The organism is Planococcus sp. S3-L1, assembly GCF_030063085.1.
Taxonomy (GTDB): Bacteria; Bacillota; Bacilli; order Bacillales_A; family Planococcaceae; genus Planococcus; species Planococcus kocurii.
Genome location: NZ_JASISN010000005.1, coordinates 1 through 20,180, shown reverse-complemented (window position 1 = coordinate 20,180; position 20,180 = coordinate 1). Strand labels below are relative to the sequence as shown.

Genomic DNA, 20,180 nt, shown 5'->3' with positions numbered 1-20,180 from the left:
CGTTATAATAACATGAAAACGGATACATTTGTGACTTGTTAGACAAATAAAAAAATATCTAACTATTATTTTTTTATTCATTGAATTCTGATAAATGTGTTCTATAATAAATAGAAAAGAAAGGATTGGATAATTATGAAAAAGGATTTGCGCATCAACAGTAAGGTTTTTGATGGAGCCATGAAAGCACCTAACCGAGCGATGCTTCGTTCAGTAGGTGTAACAGACGAAGATTTTAAAAAGCCGATGATTGGCGTCGCTAGTACGTGGAGTGAAGTGACACCGTGTAACATACATATTGACGACTTAGCGATTAGCGCGAAAAAAGGTGCTAGAGATGCTGGAGGCGTCCCGTTTATTTTTAATACAATTACTGTTTCTGATGGAATTTCAATGGGAACAGAAGGCATGAAGTATTCTCTTTCCAGCCGAGATGTGATTGCCGATTCAATTGAAACAGTCGTAGGAGCAGAAAGCTTGGATGGGTTAGTCGCAATTGGGGGCTGTGATAAAAATATTCCCGGCTGTTTGATTGCGATTGCGAACTCTGAAGTTCCAGCTGTTTTTGTTTACGGAGGAACCATTGCTCCAGGACGCCATAACGGACAAGATATTGATATTGTTTCAGTGTTTGAAGGTGTAGGTCAGCATAATAACGGCGACATCAACGACAATACACTTCGCAGTATTGAATGTGGGGCTTGCCCAGGAGCTGGATCGTGTGGCGGCATGTATACAGCGAACACGATGGCATCTGCTGCTGAAGCAATGGGAATGAGTTTACCAGGAAGTTCTTCTAATCCGGCAGTATCAGCAGCGAAATTAGCTGATTGCGAAAAGGCTGGAGCAGCAGTACATAATCTTTTAGAACTGGATATATATCCGAAAGATATTATGACAAAAAAAGCCTTTGAAAATGCGATTACCGTTGTCATGGCACTTGGCGGATCGACAAATGCGGTTCTTCATTTATTGGCGATTGCTCATGCAGCCGAAGTAGACTTAACAATTGACGACTTTAATCACCTACAACAAAGGGTACCCCATTTGGCTGATTTGAAGCCGAGCGGCAAATACGTCATGCAGGATTTGCACGAGGTCGGTGGCGTTCAAGCTGTGATGAAAATGTTGCTTGAGGGAGGTTATATTCACGGAGATTGCATGACGGTTACGGGTAAAACGGTAGCAGAAAATCTGCAGGAAGCACCAGCTCTTAAGGAAGGTCAAAAAGTCATAATGCCTTTTGAACAGCCAAAACGTAAAGATGGGCCTTTAATCGTCTTGAAAGGAAACCTTTCTCCAAGTGGGGCCGTAGCAAAAGTTTCGGGCGTGAAAGTAAAACGTCATACGGGCCCAGCTCGCGTTTACAATACAGAAAAAGAAGCAACAGAAGCTGTAATGGCAAATGAAATAAACGAAGGCGATGTGCTAGTTATTCGTTACGTGGGACCAAAAGGTGGACCAGGCATGCCAGAAATGTTGTCAATTTCGGCAATTCTTGTTGGGAAAGGTATGGATGCATCTGTAGCGTTATTAACTGATGGACGTTTCTCAGGCGGAACCCACGGCCTCGTAGTTGGACATATTGCACCAGAAGCACAAGTTGGCGGACCAATCGCCTTGCTAGAAGAAGGAGACATTGTTACGATCGATTCTGACTTGCAGGAAATTTCGATGGAAGTATCCGAAACAGAACTAGAAGAACGTCGCAAACACTGGGTAGCACCGCCACTTCATAAAAAAGGCGTACTTGGCAAATATGCGCATAATGTATCTTGCTCTTCTCAAGGAGCAGTAACCGATTATTTGAATCGATAAGTAAGGTAGGTCACTGCATTAGTACGTTCTGCATCCACTGCGCATTTTCGCTTGCTTGAACAAGTATAAACAGAATTCAGCGGGATACTGCATCCCGCTAAATTTTTATAAAATATAAAAAACGGAATATTTTGTCTTTTTATAGACAATTTCTTTTATTGTAAAAGTAGAATCTATTAAAGCGCTAGAGCAAGATGAAAAAAGGGGGAAACAAAGATGGCAAAGAAGAAATTGGGATTTGTTTCAATAATGTTGGCAAGTACATTGGCTTTAACGGCATGTGGTGATTCTGATAGTGATTCTTCATCAGGAGGAAAAGACTCAGAAGAAAAATTTGTTTTGCAGGCAGGACATTCGTTGCCGGATGATCATCCGTACCATCTTGGACTTTTGGAAATGGCTGATGCTGTTGAAGAACGGACAGACGGTCAAGTAACGATTGAAGTTTTCGCAAACAGTGAAATTGGAGCTGAGCGAGAATTGACAGAAGGTATGGGTCTTGGAACTGTCGATTTGGTGGTATCTTCAACTGCTCCTGTTACGAACTTTGTACCGGAGTTAGGTGTTTTAGATGTACCATTCTTATTTAAAGATCGAGAATCGGCAGTAGAAATTCTAGAAGGTGATATAGGAGATGAATTATTCGCCAAAATGGAAGAAAATGGTATAATAGGTTTGTCTTGGGGAGAAAATGGTTACCGTCACATTACCAATGCAAAACGTCCAATCGAAACACCGGAAGACTTGAAAGGGTTGAAAATCAGAACGCAGGAAAATGAAATTCATTTAGCTGCTTTTGAAGCACTTGGTGCACAACCGACTCCAATGGCTTGGACAGAAGCAATTACAGCATTGCAACAAGGTGTAGTAGATGCTCAGGAAAACCCAGCAATTGTTGCTGACCAGTTTAGTTTGTATGATGCGAACCAGAAATACATGAGTTTAACAGGTCACGTTTATTCTGTAGCCATCTATATGATGAGTCAGCAAACATACGATGAATTGCCAGAAGATTTGCGTGACATTGTTGTGGAAGAAGGACAAAAAGCAGGCGCAAGAGAGCGTGAATTAATCGTAGAAATGGAAAAAGAATCGATTCAAACATTGAAAGACAATGGCATGGAAATAATAGAAGATATTGATACAGCGCCATTCCAGGAAGCTGTAAAGCCAGTTTACGAAACAATTGAGTATCAAGATCTATTAAATGAAATTCTGGATGCTCAGTAAAAAAATAATTAACTCAAAAAAGAGAGAATCCTTTCTCTCTTTTTTATATCGGAGGCATGACGATGAATAAATGGATCGGTTATATGAACGTTGGTATTAAGCATGTATTGAATCTGATTATGGCATTATTGGTCACCGTCGTTTTTCTTCAAGTAATTTTCCGTTTTATCCTCAACTCGCCTCTTGCTTGGACTGAGGAGTTAGCGCGCTATAGTTTGATTTGGCTAACGTTTTTAGGGGCATCGTATGCTATGTCATCAAAGGCGCATATCGGAATGGAGTTTTTTGTGAAATTATTTGCAGTTACTGTACGCAAGGTATTCTACACTATCGCCACGTTTGCAAGTTTGCTATTTTTCTTGTTAATGGTAGTTGAAGGCTATGATTTAGCGATGCAAGGCATGTCTCAAACCTCGCCAGTTTTACGGATTCCGATGGGGATGATCTACATGATCATTCCAGTAAGTGGTGTAATTTTGATTATTAACATGACCTCGCAGTTTTCAAAAGACTTTAAAAGCGGGGGTGTCTAAAGATGGCGTTGGTGTTATTTGGTTTATTAATCGTTTTATTTTTAATAAATGTTCCAATTGCTGTGGGACTTGGACTGGCTTCAACACTCGTTTTCTTTATTGATGGAAACGTTTCATTGATCGTGATTATCCAACGAATGTTCAATTCGGTGGACTCCTTCCCACTTATGGCAATTCCCTTTTTTATTCTTGCCGGTAAATTAATGGAAAGTGGCGGGATTTCTCGCAGGCTGATTCACCTAGCCAATGTTATTTTTGGTCGTGTTCGAGGAGGACTCGGAATCGTCTCGATTGTTGCCTGTGCGTTTTTTGCAGCTATTTCAGGTTCAGCAGCTGCAACAACAGCGGCAGTAGGAGCGTTGATGATTCCTGCGATGGTCAATAAAGGCTATGACAAAAGCTTTGCGACTGCTATTCAAGCGGCTGGAGGGACAATTGGAATTATGATTCCGCCGAGTGTGCCACTCGTTCTGTACGGAGTAGCGGCAGGTGTTTCCGTTAGTGAATTATTCATCGCAGGAATTGTGCCGGGCTTGTTTGTAATGGTGTCATTGATTTTACTGGTGTATTTGATTTCTTTAAAGGAAGGATACGGGGGCGGCGAAAAGTTCGGTTTTAAAGACTTTTTCAAAGCATTTTTAGATGCATTTCTCGCATTGATGATGCCTGTTATTATATTGGGCGGAATTTATGGAGGAATTTTTACGCCAACAGAAGCTGCTGTTGTGGCAGTTGTTTACGGCTTGTTTGTAGGGATTTTTGTGTATAGAGAAATTAAGCTGCCAGACTTGGCAAGTATTTTTTCTTCTTCTGTTGTAGTAACAGCAGTGATTATGTTCATCATTGCGGGTGCTTCAGTATTTGGCTATTACTTAACGCGACAGCGGATTCCGGCTGAGTTGACTGAGTTAATGCTTAGCGTGACGGATAATTGGATTATCGCATTATTGATCATCAATCTTTTACTATTGATTTGCGGAGTTTTCTTGGAAACTTCTGCGGCAATCATTATTTTGACACCAATTCTCGTACCCATTGCTAGTGCACTTGGAATCGATTTGGTGCATTTCGGAATTATTATGATTGTTAACTTAGGAATCGGATTTATTACACCGCCAGTTGGACTCAATTTATTTGTAGCTGCAAATATCGCTGGAACAAAGTTTGAAAGTTTGTTGAAAGCGATTATTCCATTCATCCTGGTGATGATTGTCGATGTACTTATTATTTCATTTATTCCAGGAATTAGTTTATTCCTTCTTGGAGAGTAAGCAATTGGAGGAGAATATATGACAACTTATAAGATAGCTGTCCTTCCTGGAGACGGAATTGGACCAGATGTTACAAAAGAAGCTATCAAAGTATTAGAATCTCTTAAGCGACAAGACCCTACTTTTAACATTGATTTTCAGCAATTCGAGTGGGGCAGTGAATATTACTTGGAACATGGGCACATGATGCCTGCGGATGGACTAGATCAGTTAAAGAACTTTGATGCTATTTTGTTCGGTGCTGTTGGAGACAAACGGGTGCCAGATGAAATTACTATATGGGAACTAATCATGCCGATTCGCAAAAAATTTCAACAGTACGTCAACATGCGACCAATTAAACGATTGGCCGGTATTGAATCTCCTTTGAAAAATGATTTGCCAATTGATTTCATGGTATTCCGTGAAAATGCAGAAGGTGAATACTCGAATATCGGCGGTCGCTTATACCAGCAACAGTCGCAAGAGATGGCCATTCAAAACACCGTGATCACCAAACAAGGCGTCGAGCGAATTGCAAAATACGCATTTGAATATGCTCGAAAAAACAACAAATCGAAAGTGACGAGTGCGACAAAATCCAACGCTATCATCCATTCAATGAAGCTATGGGACGAAGTCGTGGAAGTGGTCGCGAAAGATTACGAGGATATTGAACTTGAAAGCAATTTTATTGATGCCTTGGCTGCGTATTTCGTCATGCGACCAGAATCGTTTGAAGTGGTTGTTGCATCCAATTTATTTGGGGATATTTTGACAGACCTCGGAGCCGCCTTAGTCGGAGGGCTAGGTGTATCCCCGTCAGGCAATATCAATCCAGAACGTAATTTCCCTTCTATGTTCGAAGCAATACATGGTTCGGCACCAGATATTGCGGGTAAAAGAATTGCCAATCCGATTGCGCAAATTTGGTCAGCTGCATTAATGTTGGATCATTTAGGACGTGCAGATTTATCGACTGCAATTGTAAGCGCCATCGAACAAGTAATTCAAGAAGGCAAAGTGCTGACACCGGATTTAGGTGGTATTGCCACAACGCAACAAGTCGGATCAGCAATTGCAGAAAAAGTCTATCATTTGCTGACCAAAGAGGGGGAAAGATAGATGAATCTAGAAAATAAAGTAGCAATCATTACGGGTGCCGGCGGTGGAATGGGTAAAGTAGTTGTCGAACAATTTTTAACACATGGCACAAAAGTAGCGGCAATCGATCTCGACTTAGACGGTCTTAATGAATTAAAGACTCAATATCCGCAGCAGTTACTAGTTATTCAAGGAGACTTAACAGACGAACAAAGTGTGGAAGATGCGGTGAAAAAAACGGCTGAAACATTTGGGCAGATTGATGTCTTGGCAAACGTTGCCGGAATTGCACAGGCAGCGACAGATATTGAAAAAGTGTCTTTAAAAGATTGGGAACGCATTATGGCAATTAATTCAACGGCGGTTTTTTTAACTTCACGCGCGACCGTTCCATATATGAAACAGCAAAAAAGTGGATCGATTATTAACATTGCTTCTGTTTCCGTAGACCGGCCGCGTCCGGGTTTGAATGCTTATGTAGCTTCCAAAGGTGCAACGATTTCTTTGACAAAAGCGTTGGCCATTGAACTAGCTCCTTACAACATAAGAGTAAATGCCATCAATCCAGGTCCAGCCGATACGAAGATGCTTGGTGAATTTACAGCATCCGGCAGTGATGAAGGAGATACAAAAGAGCGTGTATTCCGCAAAAGTGTACCATTAGGTGAATTGATTACACCTGAAGCAATTGCGAACTGTGTGCTATACCTCAGTTCTGATTTAGCAAAAATGATGACGGGCAGCGTAGTAAACGTTGACGGAGGACGTGGAATCTAACAGAGAAGGGGAACAGGAAAGTGAAAAAACAGCAAATGTATGTAAATGGGAAATGGCTAGATAGTCTAACCGAAGAGCGATTTGAAACAAAAAATCCGGCAACTGGCGAAATACTAGCAGAAGTACCAAGAGGCAAAAAAGAAGATGTGGATGCCGCGGTTCAAGCGGCTCGCACAAGGTTCGAGTCCGAAGAATGGCAGTTGTTTCCACCAATTGAAAGAGGACGAATTTTACATAAAGTAGCCTGTGCTTTACGCGCAGACATAGAAGAAATCGCCTTGTTAGAAACACTTGATACGGGAAAACCACTGACACAGGCACGTAAAGATGTGGAGGCTTCTGCTCTCTATTTTGAGTATTACGCTGGAATGGCGGATAAAATTTTCGGCGAAACCATACCCGTTCAACCTGGGATTTTAGATTACACACTGCGCGAGCCGATTGGCGTAACGGCACATATCATTCCATGGAATTATCCATTACAAATCATTTCTCGTTCAACAGCCGCAGCGATTGCAACAGGCAATACGGTCGTTGCAAAACCAGCAGAAGACACACCGTTAACTGCGATCAAATTAGCTGAAATTTTTGATCAAACGGACCTGCCCAAAGGTGTGTTTAATCTGGTGACAGGCTATGGCTTTGAAGCGGGGTCCGCAATTTCTGAACATCCAGATGTGGATCATATTACTTTTACCGGCTCTGTTCAAACAGGTTCTGCTGTCATGACGGGAGCAGCGAAAAATGTTAAGCCAGTTACGCTAGAACTTGGCGGAAAATCGCCGAATATTGTTTTTGATGATTGCGATCAAGAAGAAGCGGTGGATTGGGTTGTTCGGTCGATTATTCAAAATGCCGGGCAAACCTGCTCAGCGGGATCTCGTCTTTTGGTTCAACAAACCATCAAGCAAGAGTTTTTAGCAAAGGTAGTAGAAAAAATGAAAACAATTCAAATTGGCAAAGGATTAGATGATTTGGATCTTGGCCCAATTTTAAATGAAAAACAATTTACGCGTATCCTTGAATTTATGGATATAGCTAAAAAAGAAGGTGCCACATTTTTAATAGGAGGTGAACGACAGAAGACGGTTGGACTCGAAGATGGTTACTTTTTTCAACCCACTGTGATTGATGGACTGTCACCAGACAGCTACGTTGCTCAAGAAGAAATTTTTGGACCCGTGGTTACAGCTTTTTCATTTGAAACGGAACAACAAGCAATTGACTTAGCCAATGGCACAGATTACGGACTTGTGACAGGAGTTTGGACAAAAGATGGGGCTAGAGCACATCGAGTAGCCAGTAAAATTCGTGCGGGACAAGTATTCATTAATAATTATGGAGCGGGTGGTGGAGTACAGATGCCGTTTGGAGGATATAAAAAAAGTGGATTTGGACGTGAAAAAGGACTTGAAGCTTTGCGCAATTACACCATTTTAAAAAATGTAGCGCTCAAATATTAACAGCTAAAGAATTGGAAAAGGGATGCCCTCAAGTAGAGGACATCCCTTTGTTTGTTTAAGGTAACCATAATTTGTTTTGACTCAATTTTTCAACCCATGTTACTGGGGAATCATTTCCATTGAAAGTATTACTTTCAGTACCGCGGTCATTGTTCCACTGGGTGCTTTCTAACCTAAGCAACGTAAACCCTACCTTCTTTTACGTCCTTGCGATCCTTAAATCGCTCCAGTGTGAATAAGTATTCTCAAAAACATTATCGTAGAATGCCAGATTATCAAAATTTACCAGTTACCTTTGTGTTAACCAAGTAAGTATCTCATGTTTGGTGAAAAGTGTCAAGGCATATGATTAATTGTGGGTAGTCATATACTTTTTGTCAATTGTGTAGAAAAAGCATATACATTTGTAGTCGATAGATTAACTAGAAGATTGAAATGTGAGATTACAGATTTTTGCAAAAAAAGTGTTGATTTGAAGGGGTTAGAAGAAAAGTAGCATTAGTTCTCTACATATGAATGACTTTTATTTTTGTCTTTGGATTATTGGTGTATAATTGGAAGCATTACTGATGGTGGAAGAAGGAGAATCTTATGGATAAGCATTATGCGGATGACAGTTTGGCGCTACATACAGATTTATATCAAATCAATATGTCGGAGACTTATTGGGCAGATGGGATGCATGAACGAAAAGCGGTATTTGAATTATTTTTCCGCAAACTGCCTTTCGGCAACGGTTATGCACTGTTCGCTGGATTGGAACGTGTTTTGGATTACTTGAAAAACTTTAAATTTACAGAAAGTGATTTGAATTATCTTCAAGAAGAACTCGGCTACAAGGAAGATTTTATCGAATATTTACGTACCGTCCGATTTACCGGAGATGTTTACTCGGTAGTAGAAGGCGAACTAGTCTTTCAAAATGAAGCGTTGATCCGTGTCGAGGCTCCTCTCGTAGAAGCGCAATTAATTGAAACTGCACTATTGAATATCGTTAATTACCAAACCTTAATTGCCACGAAAGCCAGTCGCATTAAACAAATCGTAAAAAAAGAACGGGTCATGGAATTTGGAACAAGACGTGCCCAAGAAATGGACGCTGCAATTTGGGGTTCTCGAGCTGCGTATATCGGCGGACTTGAAGCGACTAGCAACGCACGAGCTGGAAAAAAATTCGGTATTCCAGTAGCAGGTACGCACGCTCATTCAATGGTGCAAGCATACAAGGATGAATATGCTGCATTTCATGCATATGCTAAACGTCACAAAAACTGTGTGTTTTTAGTTGATACATACGATACCTTGAAATCTGGACTGCCCATTGCCATAAAGGTAGCGCAAGAATTAGGCGATAAAATCAACTTCCAAGGAATACGCTTAGATAGTGGAGATATCGCTTTCTTATCGAAAGAAGCGCGGAAAATGCTAGATGCTGCAGGCTTCACGGATACAGAAGTTGTAGTTTCAAATGATCTCGATGAATACACGATATTGAATTTAAAGGCACAGGGTGCTCGAGTAGATACATGGGGTATTGGGACAAAGCTAATCACGGCATACGATCAGCCAGCATTAGGAGCTGTTTATAAATTAGTAGCTATTGAAAACGACAGTGGTGAAATGGAAGATACCATTAAAATTTCCGGAAACGCTGAGAAAGTTACGACGCCGGGCCTGAAAAAAGTTTACCGAATTATTGATAGAGAAAATGGTAAATCTGAAGGCGATTATATTGCTATGCACGACGAAGATCCGGCTTCTCAAGAACGTTTAAAAATGTTTCATCCGGTTCATACCTTCGTATCAAAGTTTGTGACGAATTTCGATGCAATCAATATCCATCAAAAAGTTGTTGAAAATGGTGAAATTATTTATGACAATCCAAGTGTGCAGGAAATGCAAAGCTATGGAATTAAAAATATGGATTTATTGTGGGATGAATACAAACGGTCATTAAATCCTGAAGAGTACCCAGTCGACTTAAGTCAGAAATGCTGGAACAATAAAATGAAAAATATTCAAGAAGTACGGGAAGCAGTTCATGACTTTATTGAAGAGGAAGGAGGAGTTTAATGTCTACTTTGCAACAGCGAATTATTGATGAGTTAAAAGTAGAGCCTCTGATTCAACCGCAACAAAAGATTGAACAGATTGTAGTATTTTTAAAAGAGTATTTAAAGCATCATCCATTCTTGAAAGGATATATCTTAGGTATTTCTGGCGGACAGGATTCTACCCTGCTCGGTAAGCTAGCACAACTAGCAGTCAATCAGTTAAATGAAGAATCAACTGACGTTAAATACGGTTTTTATGCCATGCGCTTGCCATATGGTGTGCAGGTAGACGAACACGAAGCACAAGACGCTTTGGAGTTTATTCAACCGACTAAACTGTATACCATCAATATAAAAGAAGCAGTTGATGCGAGTGAACGTGCTTTAGAAAACGCCGGCATTATGTTGACTGACTTTGCCAAAGGCAACGAAAAAGCCCGTGAACGAATGAAAGCCCAATACTCAGCGGCAGCGATGCACAGTGCAGCCGTGCTCGGAACAGATCATGCAGCAGAAGCAATAACTGGGTTTTACACAAAATTTGGCGACGGTGCTGCTGATTTAACGCCATTATTTGGCTTAAACAAACGACAAGGACGAGCAATGTTGCAAGAACTTGGTTGTCCTGAACACCTGTACATGAAAATTCCGACCGCAGATTTAGAAGACGATAAACCAGCGCTCCCTGACGAAGTGGCTTTGGGAGTGACTTATGAATTGATCGATGATTATTTGGAAGGTAAGAAAATTCCGCTAGATGCGCAGGAAAAGTTAGAAGGCCATTACTTGAGAACGCAGCATAAACGTCATTTGCCGATTACTATTTTCGATGATTTCTGGAAATAAATAATAAAAAGCAGGAAACCTTAAGGGATTCCTGCTTTTTATTTTAGGGAAATCGTGGGAAAAGATCTTATGCAGTTGAGTTATCACTTGTTTTTCGTTATGATTACGATAAGATTGCGATAATTCAAAACATTTTTGATTTATATTGGAGGAACCTATAGATGGATGCCAAACAACTATTGGAAAGAGTAATAGACAATATCGAAAAAGTTATTATCGGCAAACGCGATATTGCTGAATTGAGTATCGTGGCCATGCTGTCTCATGGTCATGTTTTACTAGAAGACGTACCGGGTGTCGGTAAAACGATGCTTGTCCGAGCATTAGCAAAATCAGTAGGCGCCGATTTTAAACGAATCCAATTTACGCCTGACTTATTGCCATCGGACGTGATTGGTGTGTCGATTTATAATCCGAAAGACATGGAATTTCATTTTCGAGCAGGGCCAATTATGGGCAATATCATATTGGCTGATGAAATAAACCGAACTTCTCCGAAAACACAGTCCTCTCTTCTTGAAGCGATGGAAGAAGCTTCCGTCACAATTGATGGAGTAACAATGCAAATTCCTAAACCATTCTTTGTGATGGCTACGCAAAATCCCATCGAATATGAAGGCACCTATCCGTTACCTGAAGCACAGCTTGATCGGTTTTTATTGAAAATTAAAATGGGCTATCCTACACCGAAAGAAGAAATGGAAGTATTAAATCGAGCACGCGCTGCGGCGCCAATCGAAGAGTTAACTTCGGTCATTTCATTGAGCGAACTTTTGGAGCTTCAAGAGCAAGCGAAATTGATCAAAGTGAATGAAACAATACGCAGCTATATTGTCGATTTGTCTAGACAAACTCGTCAAGACGCTTATGTCTATTTAGGCGTGAGTCCGCGAGGGTCGATTGCATTGATGAAAGCCTCACAGGCTTACGCATTATTGAAAGGACGAGATTATGTAACGCCAGACGACGTCCAGTATTTGGCAAAATTCGTTTTCGGTCACCGAATTATGTTGCGTTCGGAGGCTCGTTATGATGGTATTACTGCAGAAGAGATCACAGAACGAATATTGGCAAAAACCCATGTACCTGTTCAAAGGCTTGTCGGTCAATGAGCCGAATGAAAAAAAATATTGGTTTATGGGGACGTTTGACTTCAGTAGTGCTGATTCTTTTTTTAACTTTCTCCTTTGCTATGTTTCAAGGAGGCTTTGTCAGCTGGTTTATTTTTTATATGTCTCTGCCGTTTACTATTTATTCGGTGTTACTGGCATTATATCCCATACAACACATTGTCGCTTCGAGAGAAATTCACACGACTCAGGTCAGAAAAGGCGGAAGTTTTTCTGCTACCGCCACTATTTACCGGAAAATTCCTTTTCCGCTACTTTATACTGTTGCCAGTGAACAAACCCACTCTCCTTCTCTCAACAAGCAAATGGCAGGGCAACATCAAAAGATGGTAGTTCCAGGATTTCGAAAAGTCTCTTCTTGGACATATGTTATTGATCAAATGCCAAGAGGGGAACATGTGCTAGAAGGTATTCACCTAGAAGTTGCTGATTTTTTTGGGTGGGTAAAAAAGACTGTATTATTGCCAGTTCAGCAAACAATTTTAGTATATCCGAATACAGTGGATATCGTTTATCGGCCGATGGAGTCACGTTACGATCAGGGAACGATGGCTGCCCCTTTCACATTAGTAAAAGACCCGACCATGACTAGTGGACTTCGTGATTATCAACCCGGAGACCGTGTATCATGGATTCATTGGAAATCCTATGCGCGAACGCAAACATTGCGGACGAAAGAATTTGAGGATCGCCAGTCGCAAGAACTTTTTTTGCTAGACGATCGAAGAAATTCTGAGAAATTTGAACTTCAAGTAGAATTAGTTGCTTCTATTTTGCAATCGATCGTACGTGCAAATTCGAGCGTAGCTTATCTATCAGTGGGTCGAAACCGTAATCATTTCCCTTTAGTTCAAACCGAAGAGCACTTGCAGCGAGTTATGTATCATTTGGCGAAAGTGCAAGATGATTTGGATAAACCAGTTGACCAAGCGATTGGTCGTGAGTTGCAGCAGATGAATACATCGAGTTTACTATATGTCACGAGTCAACTCTCGATGGATATGGTTCAGTCTATTCGGAAGAACGCTAAAAATTTGAGCAATTGCATGTGTTTAGTTGTCGCAACTAAAGGCGAGAATTTGCTGGCAGAGGAAGAAAAGGTACATCAATATGCTCGCTCAAAAGGATTTGTTGTTAAACGTGTAAGTCCTGAAAACTTTGCAACAGTGTTTACGGAGGTGAGCCGCCAATGACTTCCATAAGAAAGAATAAAGTCTTTATGGCTATTTTATATGTACTGGTTTTTTTCATGCTAGCCGAATGGCTGACGCCAGTTATTGTATTAACCGAAACAGGGCATAAAGCGCTGTTTTTGATTTTTATTGCTGTTGGGTTGTTGATGGCTTTTCTGCGGGTTCCATGGTGGTTTTCCGGACCGATAAAAATTCTTTATATTTTATGGTTCGTTGTCTATGTCTATACCGGTCACGTGTTTTTTACAGCTGATGCCATTGCGTTTCTTCAAACTGATGTCGGTTTGAATTTCTCAGCTTTAACGAGTCAGAACTGGGAGCAAACGACAGATGTTTTCCGAACGGTCTTGTTTTTTGTTTTGTTGTGGATGGCTATTTACTTAATCCATTACTGGGTTAGTGTTAGGTTAAGTATTTTCTTGTTCTATCTATTAACAGTTATTTTTATCGCTGTGCTGGATACCTTTAGTCCGTATTCAGGAGAAACGGCGATTGTTCGAATTATGGTCATTGGACTTCTTCTTGCGGGTCTATTGTATTTGGTACGCTGGATGGAAGGGCATCTTATTTTAGAACGTACGGATAAAATGGCTTTGTTTGCTGTACCCCTCGTGTTGCTGGTAGCGGCTTCGACAGCACTGGCGTTATATTTGCCCAAAGCAGATCCAGTTTGGCCGGATCCTGTGCCATTTCTCACCACCTTTTCTGGCCAAGGTGGGGCTGGTAGTGGAGGAACCATTGGTAGAATTGGCTACGGAGTAGATGATTCACGACTAGGCGGATCTTTTGTCGGAGACGATACCGCTGTTTTTCGTGCCGAAGTATCAGAAGGTCAATATTGGAAAGTCGAATCGAAAGACATATATACAACAAAGGGATGGGAATTGACAGGAAATATAGGGGAATCTGTTGTTTATGGAAACAGCGATACGGTTGATACTGATTTTGTTCCCGCAGAAGAGCTCGAATCAGCTCAATTGGCGATGGAGCAAGAGTTCCCGTTTGTGCTATATCCCTATGGAACAAAATCTTTTTCAATGGAAGAGTCACCGGACTATCAATACAGTACAGCAGATCAACGTTTTGAGACTTACCGAAACGGTGAAGAATTCGAACCTAAGGCATACGAAGTATCCTTTAACGAACCGAATTTTAGTTTGACGGCATTGAGGGAGACAAGCCAAGTCGACTTAGCTGAATTGCCTATCGAGTTCGACCGGTTTTTGCAATTGCCGGACGAGTTGCCGGAACGTGTCCGAGATTTAGCTGTTGAAATTACAGGCGGTACTGAATCAGTTTATGATCAAGCACGTGCCATAGAACGATATTTCAGTACTGCTGGATTTGAATACAGTCAAACAGACATTCCGGTTCCTGAAGCGAACCAAGACTATGTAGATCAATTTTTATTTGAAACAAAAAGAGGATATTGCGATAATTTTTCAACCTCGATGGTGGTAATGCTCCGTTCTCTTGATATTCCAGCTCGTTGGGTCAAAGGATTTAACGAAGGAGAACTCATCAACTCGGGAGGAGACACCAACGTTTATCAAGTAACAAACAATAATGCACATTCATGGGTTGAAGCTTATATGCCAGGAGTTGGTTGGATGTTGTTCGAACCAACAATTGGGTTTACAGGATCTTCATCTATCGACTTCGACTTGGAGCTGGATGCAACAGACCCCGAACAGCCTGATCAGCAAGAACAACCGTTAGCTGAAAAACCCGATACCGCAGAAGCCGAAGAGACCACTGTAGTTTCTGGGCCTTCTTTTTGGGATCGATTGACTGATTTTATTTCTATGAATCGGTGGAAACTTGTCTGGATGATTGTGGGGACGGTTCTACTTGCAGCGATTCTTTTCAAAATCCGTCATAAATGGATGCCAAAGTTATTAGTTGCTTATTACCGAATGAGCGGAGATAGACCCGAACGTTTTGAAAAGGCTTATCTGCGGTTATTAAAGCAATTGGAATTGTATGGCATTAATAAGAGACCCGGACAAACATTAAAATCTTATGCAGCATATATCGATGCGTTTTTCGGCACGAAAGAAATGACGGAATTAACCGATGCCTATGAGCGGATGATTTACGGCAATGATAGTGAATCCATTGACTGGCATGAGTTGAGGGAAAGTTGGGAAAACTTAATCAATCGGACAAGCGGTTGATTTTACAAGCTTTAACTTGTACAATTGATTAAATTATAAATTACAGGTGCCCTCATATATGTCCGGTAATATGGATCGGATGTCTCTACCAAGTCCCCGGAAATGACTTGACTATGAAGGTGGATGACGCATGCTTTTTGACATGTGCATTCGCCTTTTTGATGTAGAGCAGAAGAACGCGAGGTCCAATTTTCGCGTTCTTTTGTTATTTTGAAACCTAAATTAAATAGAAGAGGTGAAGGTTTTGCCAGTTAGTCCAATGTTGAAAGAACAGAAAAAAATCGTCGTTTTGGATTTTGGAAGTCAATACAATCAGTTGATTACTCGTCGCATCCGCGAAATCGGTGTATACAGCGAGCTTCATCCGCATACAGTTACTGCTGAAGAAATCAAAGACATGAATGCTACAGGGATTATTTTCTCAGGTGGACCAAATTCCGTTTATGACGACAATGCATTTTCAATCGATGATGCTATTTTTGAAATGGGCTTGCCGATTTTAGGGATTTGCTACGGTATGCAATTAATGGCGTTGCACCTTAAGGGCAATGTAGAAAAAGCGCAAAACCGAGAGTACGGCAAAGCAGAATTAAAGCTGACTAAGGAAAGTAAAATTTTCAATGGTCTTCCTGAAGAACAAATTGTTTGGATGAGTCATGGTGACTTAGTTACGGCTGCACCTCCAGGTTTTGATGTTATTGGAACAAGTGCTAGTTGCCCAATTGCTTCGATGGCTGACGAAAGTCGCGGATTCTACGGCGTTCAATTTCACCCAGAAGTCCGCCATACAATGCATGGCAACGATTTGCTTCGCAAATTCGTCTATGATGTTTGTGGCATGAAGGATGACTGGTCGATGGAAAACTACATTGAGTTGGAAATCGAAAAAATTCGTGAAGAAGTCGGCGACAAAAAAGTACTTTGTGCACTTAGCGGTGGAGTAGATTCGTCGGTAGTCGCTGTACTGATTCATAGAGCGATTGGCGACCAGTTGACTTGTATGTTCGTCGACCATGGCCTTCTTCGTAAAGGAGAAGCGGAAAGTGTCATGAAGACTTTTGCTGATGGTTTCAATATGAACGTGATCAAAATCGACGCGCGCGATCGTTTCATGAGCAAACTTGAAGGTGTTACAGATCCAGAGAAGAAACGTAAAATTATCGGCAACGAATTTATCTATGTATTCGATGACGAAGCTTCAAAATTAGAAGGTATGGATTTCCTTGCACAAGGAACGCTTTACACGGACATTATTGAAAGTGGCACAACAACGGCACAAACCATTAAATCTCACCACAATGTTGGCGGATTGCCAGATGACATGCAGTTTAAATTGATTGAGCCATTGAACACATTGTTCAAAGACGAAGTGCGCGTACTTGGAGCTGAACTTGGTATGCCAGACGAAATCGTTTGGCGCCAGCCATTCCCAGGCCCAGGATTAGGAATACGTATTATGGGAGCAGTTACAGAAGAAAAGTTGGAGATCGTTCGCGAGTCTGACTGGATCTTGCGTGATGAAATCAAAAAAGCGGGTCTTGATCGTGATATTTGGCAATACTTCACTGTTCTGCCGGACCTTCGCAGTGTAGGTGTAATGGGCGATGCCCGCACATATGATTACGCAATCGGTATCCGTGCAGTAACGTCAATTGACGGCATGACATCTGACTGGGCTCGCATTCCTTGGGATGTTTTAGAGAAAATCAGTGTCCGTTTAGTCAATGAAGTCGATCACATTAACCGTGTCTTGTATGATATTACGAGCAAGCCACCTGCAACAATTGAGTGGGAATAATTTTTTTGAGGTGTCAGCTAAACTAGCTGACACCTTTTTTTACGAACTTTTTTCATTTATTCTTTATAAATGTTCGTGTTTGGTATTGTTTAATGATTTTATACATGATATATTACGATAGAAATCAAATAAGCTTGTCGTATAATGTCGGGAATATGGCCCGAAAGTTTCTACCGAGTCACCGTAAATGACTCGACTACGATTTTAATCCGCTCCTAGTTGAGTAGGATGCCCTTCACTTCTGTTGAAGGGGTAAATCGAACGCATACGGCAAACTGCTGTATGCGTTTTTCTTTTGTAGAAATTATGCACAGGCATTCGGAGGAATCAATATGAAAAAATATTTTCAGTTTGAAGAACTGGGAACAAATTACCGTCGGGAAATTATCGGCGGCTTAACAACATTTTTAGCGATGGCTTATATCTTAGTCGTCAATCCGTTAACTTTAACGCTGGAATCGGTTCCGGATTTTGATGATGCACTACGCATGGATTACGGAGCTGTATTTATGGCAACCGCTCTGGCTGCAGCTGTCGGATGTTTAATGATGGGAATACTGGCGAGATATCCAATCGCACTTGCTCCAGGAATGGGGTTAAATGCATTTTTTGCTTACACAGTTATCCTGACTTACGGAATTCCATGGCAAACGGCCTTAACAGGAGTTTTGTTTTCAGGTCTTATTTTTATTCTTCTTACGTTAACAGGTCTTCGTGAACTCATCATCAACTCGATACCTGCTGAATTAAAATATGCGGTTGGAGCAGGAATCGGACTTTATATAACTTTTATCGGATTGCAAAACGCTAATATTATTGTCGATAATCCGGCTACTTTAGTCGGATTAGGTGATCTATCAGATAGCTCAGCACTACTGGCTATTTTTGGTTTAATTATTACTGTCATCTTCATGGTCCGTGGTGTTCAAGGCGGAATCTTTTTTGGGATTTTAATTGCAGCAGTTGTCGGTATGATTTTTGGTGTAGTTAATTTGCCAAGCGCGATTATTGATCTTAATGTTCCGAGCATGGCACCGACTTTCGGTGTTGCGATTGATCCAATCATTAACGATTTTGGTTCATTGTTGAATATTCAATTCCTTGTTATCGTATTAACATTTTTATTCGTCGACTTTTTTGATACAGCCGGAACACTAGTAGCTGTTGCCAATCAGGCAGGTTTGATGAAAGACAACAAACTCCCGAGAGCAAGCAAAGCATTATTGGCAGATTCAATTGCGACGGTCAGTGGAGCAATCTTCGGAACGTCAACAACGACTTCCTATATCGAGTCGACTGCAGGAGTTGCAGCTGGAGCACGCTCTGGATTTTCAGCCGTAGTCACGGGACTGCTGTTCCTCATTTCGATTCTCTTCTATCCGGTACTCGAAGTCATCACTAGTGCTGTGACAGCTCCAGCTTTGATTATTGTTGGGGTGTTAATGGTTTCAGCTTTAGGAAAAATAGATTGGACGAAATTTGAAATCGCTGTTCCGGCATTCTTAACGATGATAGCTATGCCACTTGGTTATAGTATTGCAACAGGCATCGCGATTGGATTTATCTTCTATCCAATTACAATGGTCGTAGCAGGAAAAGGCAAGCAGGTTCATCCAATCATGTATGGCTTGTTTGTGATTTTTGTTCTTTACTTCATTTTCTTGGTGTAATTATAAAGGGGCTATCTCATAAGTCTCAAACATAAAACAGACGGAGAAAAAGCAACTCTTTTTCTCCGTCTGTTTTATGAATCGTCGCCGAGAATGCAGCAAGTAGCTAAGGGATGCCAGCTGCTTATAGAAGAGTGTGGACCAATCCCACAATCTCAAACTCGATATGTACTTTTTGAAGGTTCTAGAGGTGAATTCTATGGAATGATCGCTTGTCCTTGATAGGCACGAACACACTTTATCGGTTAATTTTGCGTGCTCGTGTCATTTTTAAGAGCGGCTTTGTCCTTTACAGAAGTGGACTTTTTTAGATTCCCAGGGGGATGATGACAATAAAGACGGTGACTCCTGTAAGAACAGTGTATCGTGAAGGTGGTGCAATCGGCTTAGGTAGGGCTAACAAAAAATGTCCATCGCAATAGACATCAACTTACGCTGCTACAGTTAAAAAGGTTGCACTCAAAAGTCGTTGTTCGAGACCTTTTGAGTGCAATGCTTTTTGTATTAGCGAAATTAAAAGTTATATTCAATATACTATTATAGAAGGAACTCAAAAACCTTCTCTTGTTTTAGGTTGTGCTAGAAAGAATTAGAACTTATGAAACGGGAATAGAGCAGTCTTGTCAGGACTTATTTACAGAAAAACTTCAATTGACGACCAACAGTGGGAATACCTTAAATATAAGGAGTAGTCTTCAATGTAAAGAGAGGATCTCCTTTCAAATTTGTAACAATTTCGTAATCTAATTATTGAGAGTTTTCTGTTATAATAAAGTTGTGAAAAAAACTTTATGAAAGTGTTGACTCTATATATGGAACCGTGTTATATTAATTGAGTCGCCAATGAGCGCGGCAAACTGAACCTTGAAAACTGAACAGCAAAACGTCAACGAAAGACGTCACGTGCACTTCGGTGCGAGAACGGCTTTTGCGAAGGTTGCCTTTGGCAATCAGAGCAAAGTTGTTTTCCTTCTCGGTGTTCGTGACGACAACTTACTGATCAGCATTGCGCAGATCAAAGCGAATCGTGCGTCTTCGGACGGCGATACGCCAGCAGTATTGAGCAATCAACACTACTCTATAATGGAGAGTTTGATCCTGGCTCAGGACGAACGCTGGCGGCGTGCCTAATACATG

Annotated in this window: 15 protein-coding genes and 2 riboswitches; all 15 genes read left to right on the top strand. The window is 41.1% G+C overall.

What is annotated here, in order from left to right; translation table 11 throughout:
• Nucleotides 1-135 precede the first annotated feature (135 nt).
• The 15 genes from ilvD to QMF37_RS06880 all read left to right on the top strand — a co-directional run bounded on the left by ilvD (nt 136) and on the right by QMF37_RS06880 (nt 20,174).
• Entirely contained in the window at nt 136-1,818 is a 1,683-nt protein-coding gene (gene ilvD / locus QMF37_RS06950; protein WP_283477471.1) for a dihydroxy-acid dehydratase, read from the top strand.
• Nucleotides 1,819-2,034: 216 nt separating this feature from the next.
• A complete protein-coding gene (locus QMF37_RS06945) occupies nt 2,035-3,048 on the top strand; it encodes a TRAP transporter substrate-binding protein (protein ID WP_283477469.1) in 1,014 nt (337 codons plus the stop codon).
• Between the two features lie 62 nt (nt 3,049-3,110).
• On the top strand, nt 3,111-3,581 hold the full coding sequence (locus QMF37_RS06940) for a TRAP transporter small permease (RefSeq protein WP_283477467.1): 471 nt from the start codon (nt 3,111-3,113) through the stop codon (nt 3,579-3,581).
• Nucleotides 3,582-3,583: 2 nt separating this feature from the next.
• Entirely contained in the window at nt 3,584-4,852 is a 1,269-nt protein-coding gene (locus tag QMF37_RS06935) for a TRAP transporter large permease (RefSeq protein ID WP_058386075.1), read from the top strand.
• Between the two features lie 18 nt (nt 4,853-4,870).
• Complete coding sequence (locus tag QMF37_RS06930; RefSeq protein WP_078080205.1) at nt 4,871-5,956, top strand: tartrate dehydrogenase; 1,086 nt, start codon at nt 4,871-4,873, stop codon at nt 5,954-5,956.
• Complete coding sequence (locus QMF37_RS06925; protein WP_071153698.1) at nt 5,957-6,712, top strand: SDR family NAD(P)-dependent oxidoreductase; 756 nt, start codon at nt 5,957-5,959, stop codon at nt 6,710-6,712. It begins immediately after the preceding gene.
• A 20-nt stretch (nt 6,713-6,732) separates the two neighbouring features.
• Nucleotides 6,733-8,175: an aldehyde dehydrogenase family protein gene (locus QMF37_RS06920; protein ID WP_078080206.1), complete on the top strand. Its 1,443-nt coding sequence runs from the start codon at nt 6,733-6,735 to the stop codon at nt 8,173-8,175.
• A gap of 591 nt (nt 8,176-8,766) precedes the next feature.
• The gene (locus QMF37_RS06915; RefSeq protein WP_283477461.1) at nt 8,767-10,248 is read left to right on the top strand and encodes a nicotinate phosphoribosyltransferase; all 1,482 of its coding nucleotides are present in this window, start codon (nt 8,767-8,769) and stop codon (nt 10,246-10,248) included.
• Complete coding sequence (gene nadE / locus QMF37_RS06910) at nt 10,248-11,075, top strand: ammonia-dependent NAD(+) synthetase (protein WP_071153697.1); 828 nt, start codon at nt 10,248-10,250, stop codon at nt 11,073-11,075. Before QMF37_RS06915 ends, nadE begins: the two co-directional genes overlap by 1 nt.
• A 161-nt stretch (nt 11,076-11,236) precedes the next feature.
• Nucleotides 11,237-12,187: an AAA family ATPase gene (locus QMF37_RS06905; protein ID WP_283477458.1), complete on the top strand. Its 951-nt coding sequence runs from the start codon at nt 11,237-11,239 to the stop codon at nt 12,185-12,187.
• A complete protein-coding gene (locus QMF37_RS06900; RefSeq protein ID WP_283477456.1) occupies nt 12,184-13,398 on the top strand; it encodes a DUF58 domain-containing protein in 1,215 nt (404 codons plus the stop codon). The genes QMF37_RS06905 and QMF37_RS06900 overlap by 4 nt, the downstream gene beginning before the upstream one ends.
• On the top strand, nt 13,395-15,575 hold the full coding sequence (locus QMF37_RS06895; RefSeq protein WP_283477455.1) for a DUF4129 domain-containing transglutaminase family protein: 2,181 nt from the start codon (nt 13,395-13,397) through the stop codon (nt 15,573-15,575). The genes QMF37_RS06900 and QMF37_RS06895 overlap by 4 nt, the downstream gene beginning before the upstream one ends.
• 32 nt (nt 15,576-15,607) lie before the next feature.
• Nucleotides 15,608-15,709: riboswitch (purine riboswitch) on the top strand.
• Nucleotides 15,710-15,834: 125 nt separating this feature from the next.
• Nucleotides 15,835-17,373: a glutamine-hydrolyzing GMP synthase gene (guaA, locus tag QMF37_RS06890; RefSeq protein WP_058386946.1), complete on the top strand. Its 1,539-nt coding sequence runs from the start codon at nt 15,835-15,837 to the stop codon at nt 17,371-17,373.
• 117 nt (nt 17,374-17,490) lie between these two features.
• A riboswitch (purine riboswitch) is annotated at nt 17,491-17,592 on the top strand.
• Nucleotides 17,593-17,705: 113 nt separating this feature from the next.
• The gene (locus QMF37_RS06885; RefSeq protein WP_071153695.1) at nt 17,706-19,043 is read left to right on the top strand and encodes an NCS2 family permease; all 1,338 of its coding nucleotides are present in this window, start codon (nt 17,706-17,708) and stop codon (nt 19,041-19,043) included.
• An 864-nt stretch (nt 19,044-19,907) separates the two neighbouring features.
• On the top strand, nt 19,908-20,174 hold the full coding sequence (locus QMF37_RS06880; RefSeq protein WP_283477451.1) for a hypothetical protein: 267 nt from the start codon (nt 19,908-19,910) through the stop codon (nt 20,172-20,174).
• The last annotated feature ends 6 nt before the right edge of the window (nt 20,175-20,180 follow it).

Excerpts from the sequence above, each read along its gene's own strand:
- QMF37_RS06930 (WP_078080205.1), top strand. The coding sequence starts at position 4,871 with ATGACAACTTATAAGATAGCTGTCCTTCCTGGAGACGGAATTGGACCA.
- nadE (WP_071153697.1), top strand. The coding sequence starts at position 10,248 with ATGTCTACTTTGCAACAGCGAATTATTGATGAGTTAAAAGTAGAGCCT.
- QMF37_RS06945 (WP_283477469.1), top strand. The coding sequence starts at position 2,035 with ATGGCAAAGAAGAAATTGGGATTTGTTTCAATAATGTTGGCAAGTACA.
- QMF37_RS06915 (WP_283477461.1), top strand. The coding sequence starts at position 8,767 with ATGGATAAGCATTATGCGGATGACAGTTTGGCGCTACATACAGATTTA.
- QMF37_RS06900 (WP_283477456.1), top strand. The coding sequence starts at position 12,184 with ATGAGCCGAATGAAAAAAAATATTGGTTTATGGGGACGTTTGACTTCA.
- QMF37_RS06885 (WP_071153695.1), top strand. The coding sequence starts at position 17,706 with ATGAAAAAATATTTTCAGTTTGAAGAACTGGGAACAAATTACCGTCGG.
- ilvD (WP_283477471.1), top strand. The coding sequence starts at position 136 with ATGAAAAAGGATTTGCGCATCAACAGTAAGGTTTTTGATGGAGCCATG.
- QMF37_RS06905 (WP_283477458.1), top strand. The coding sequence starts at position 11,237 with ATGGATGCCAAACAACTATTGGAAAGAGTAATAGACAATATCGAAAAA.
- QMF37_RS06935 (WP_058386075.1), top strand. The coding sequence starts at position 3,584 with ATGGCGTTGGTGTTATTTGGTTTATTAATCGTTTTATTTTTAATAAAT.
- QMF37_RS06895 (WP_283477455.1), top strand. The coding sequence starts at position 13,395 with ATGACTTCCATAAGAAAGAATAAAGTCTTTATGGCTATTTTATATGTA.
- QMF37_RS06940 (WP_283477467.1), top strand. The coding sequence starts at position 3,111 with ATGAATAAATGGATCGGTTATATGAACGTTGGTATTAAGCATGTATTG.
- guaA (WP_058386946.1), top strand. The coding sequence starts at position 15,835 with ATGTTGAAAGAACAGAAAAAAATCGTCGTTTTGGATTTTGGAAGTCAA.
- QMF37_RS06925 (WP_071153698.1), top strand. The coding sequence starts at position 5,957 with ATGAATCTAGAAAATAAAGTAGCAATCATTACGGGTGCCGGCGGTGGA.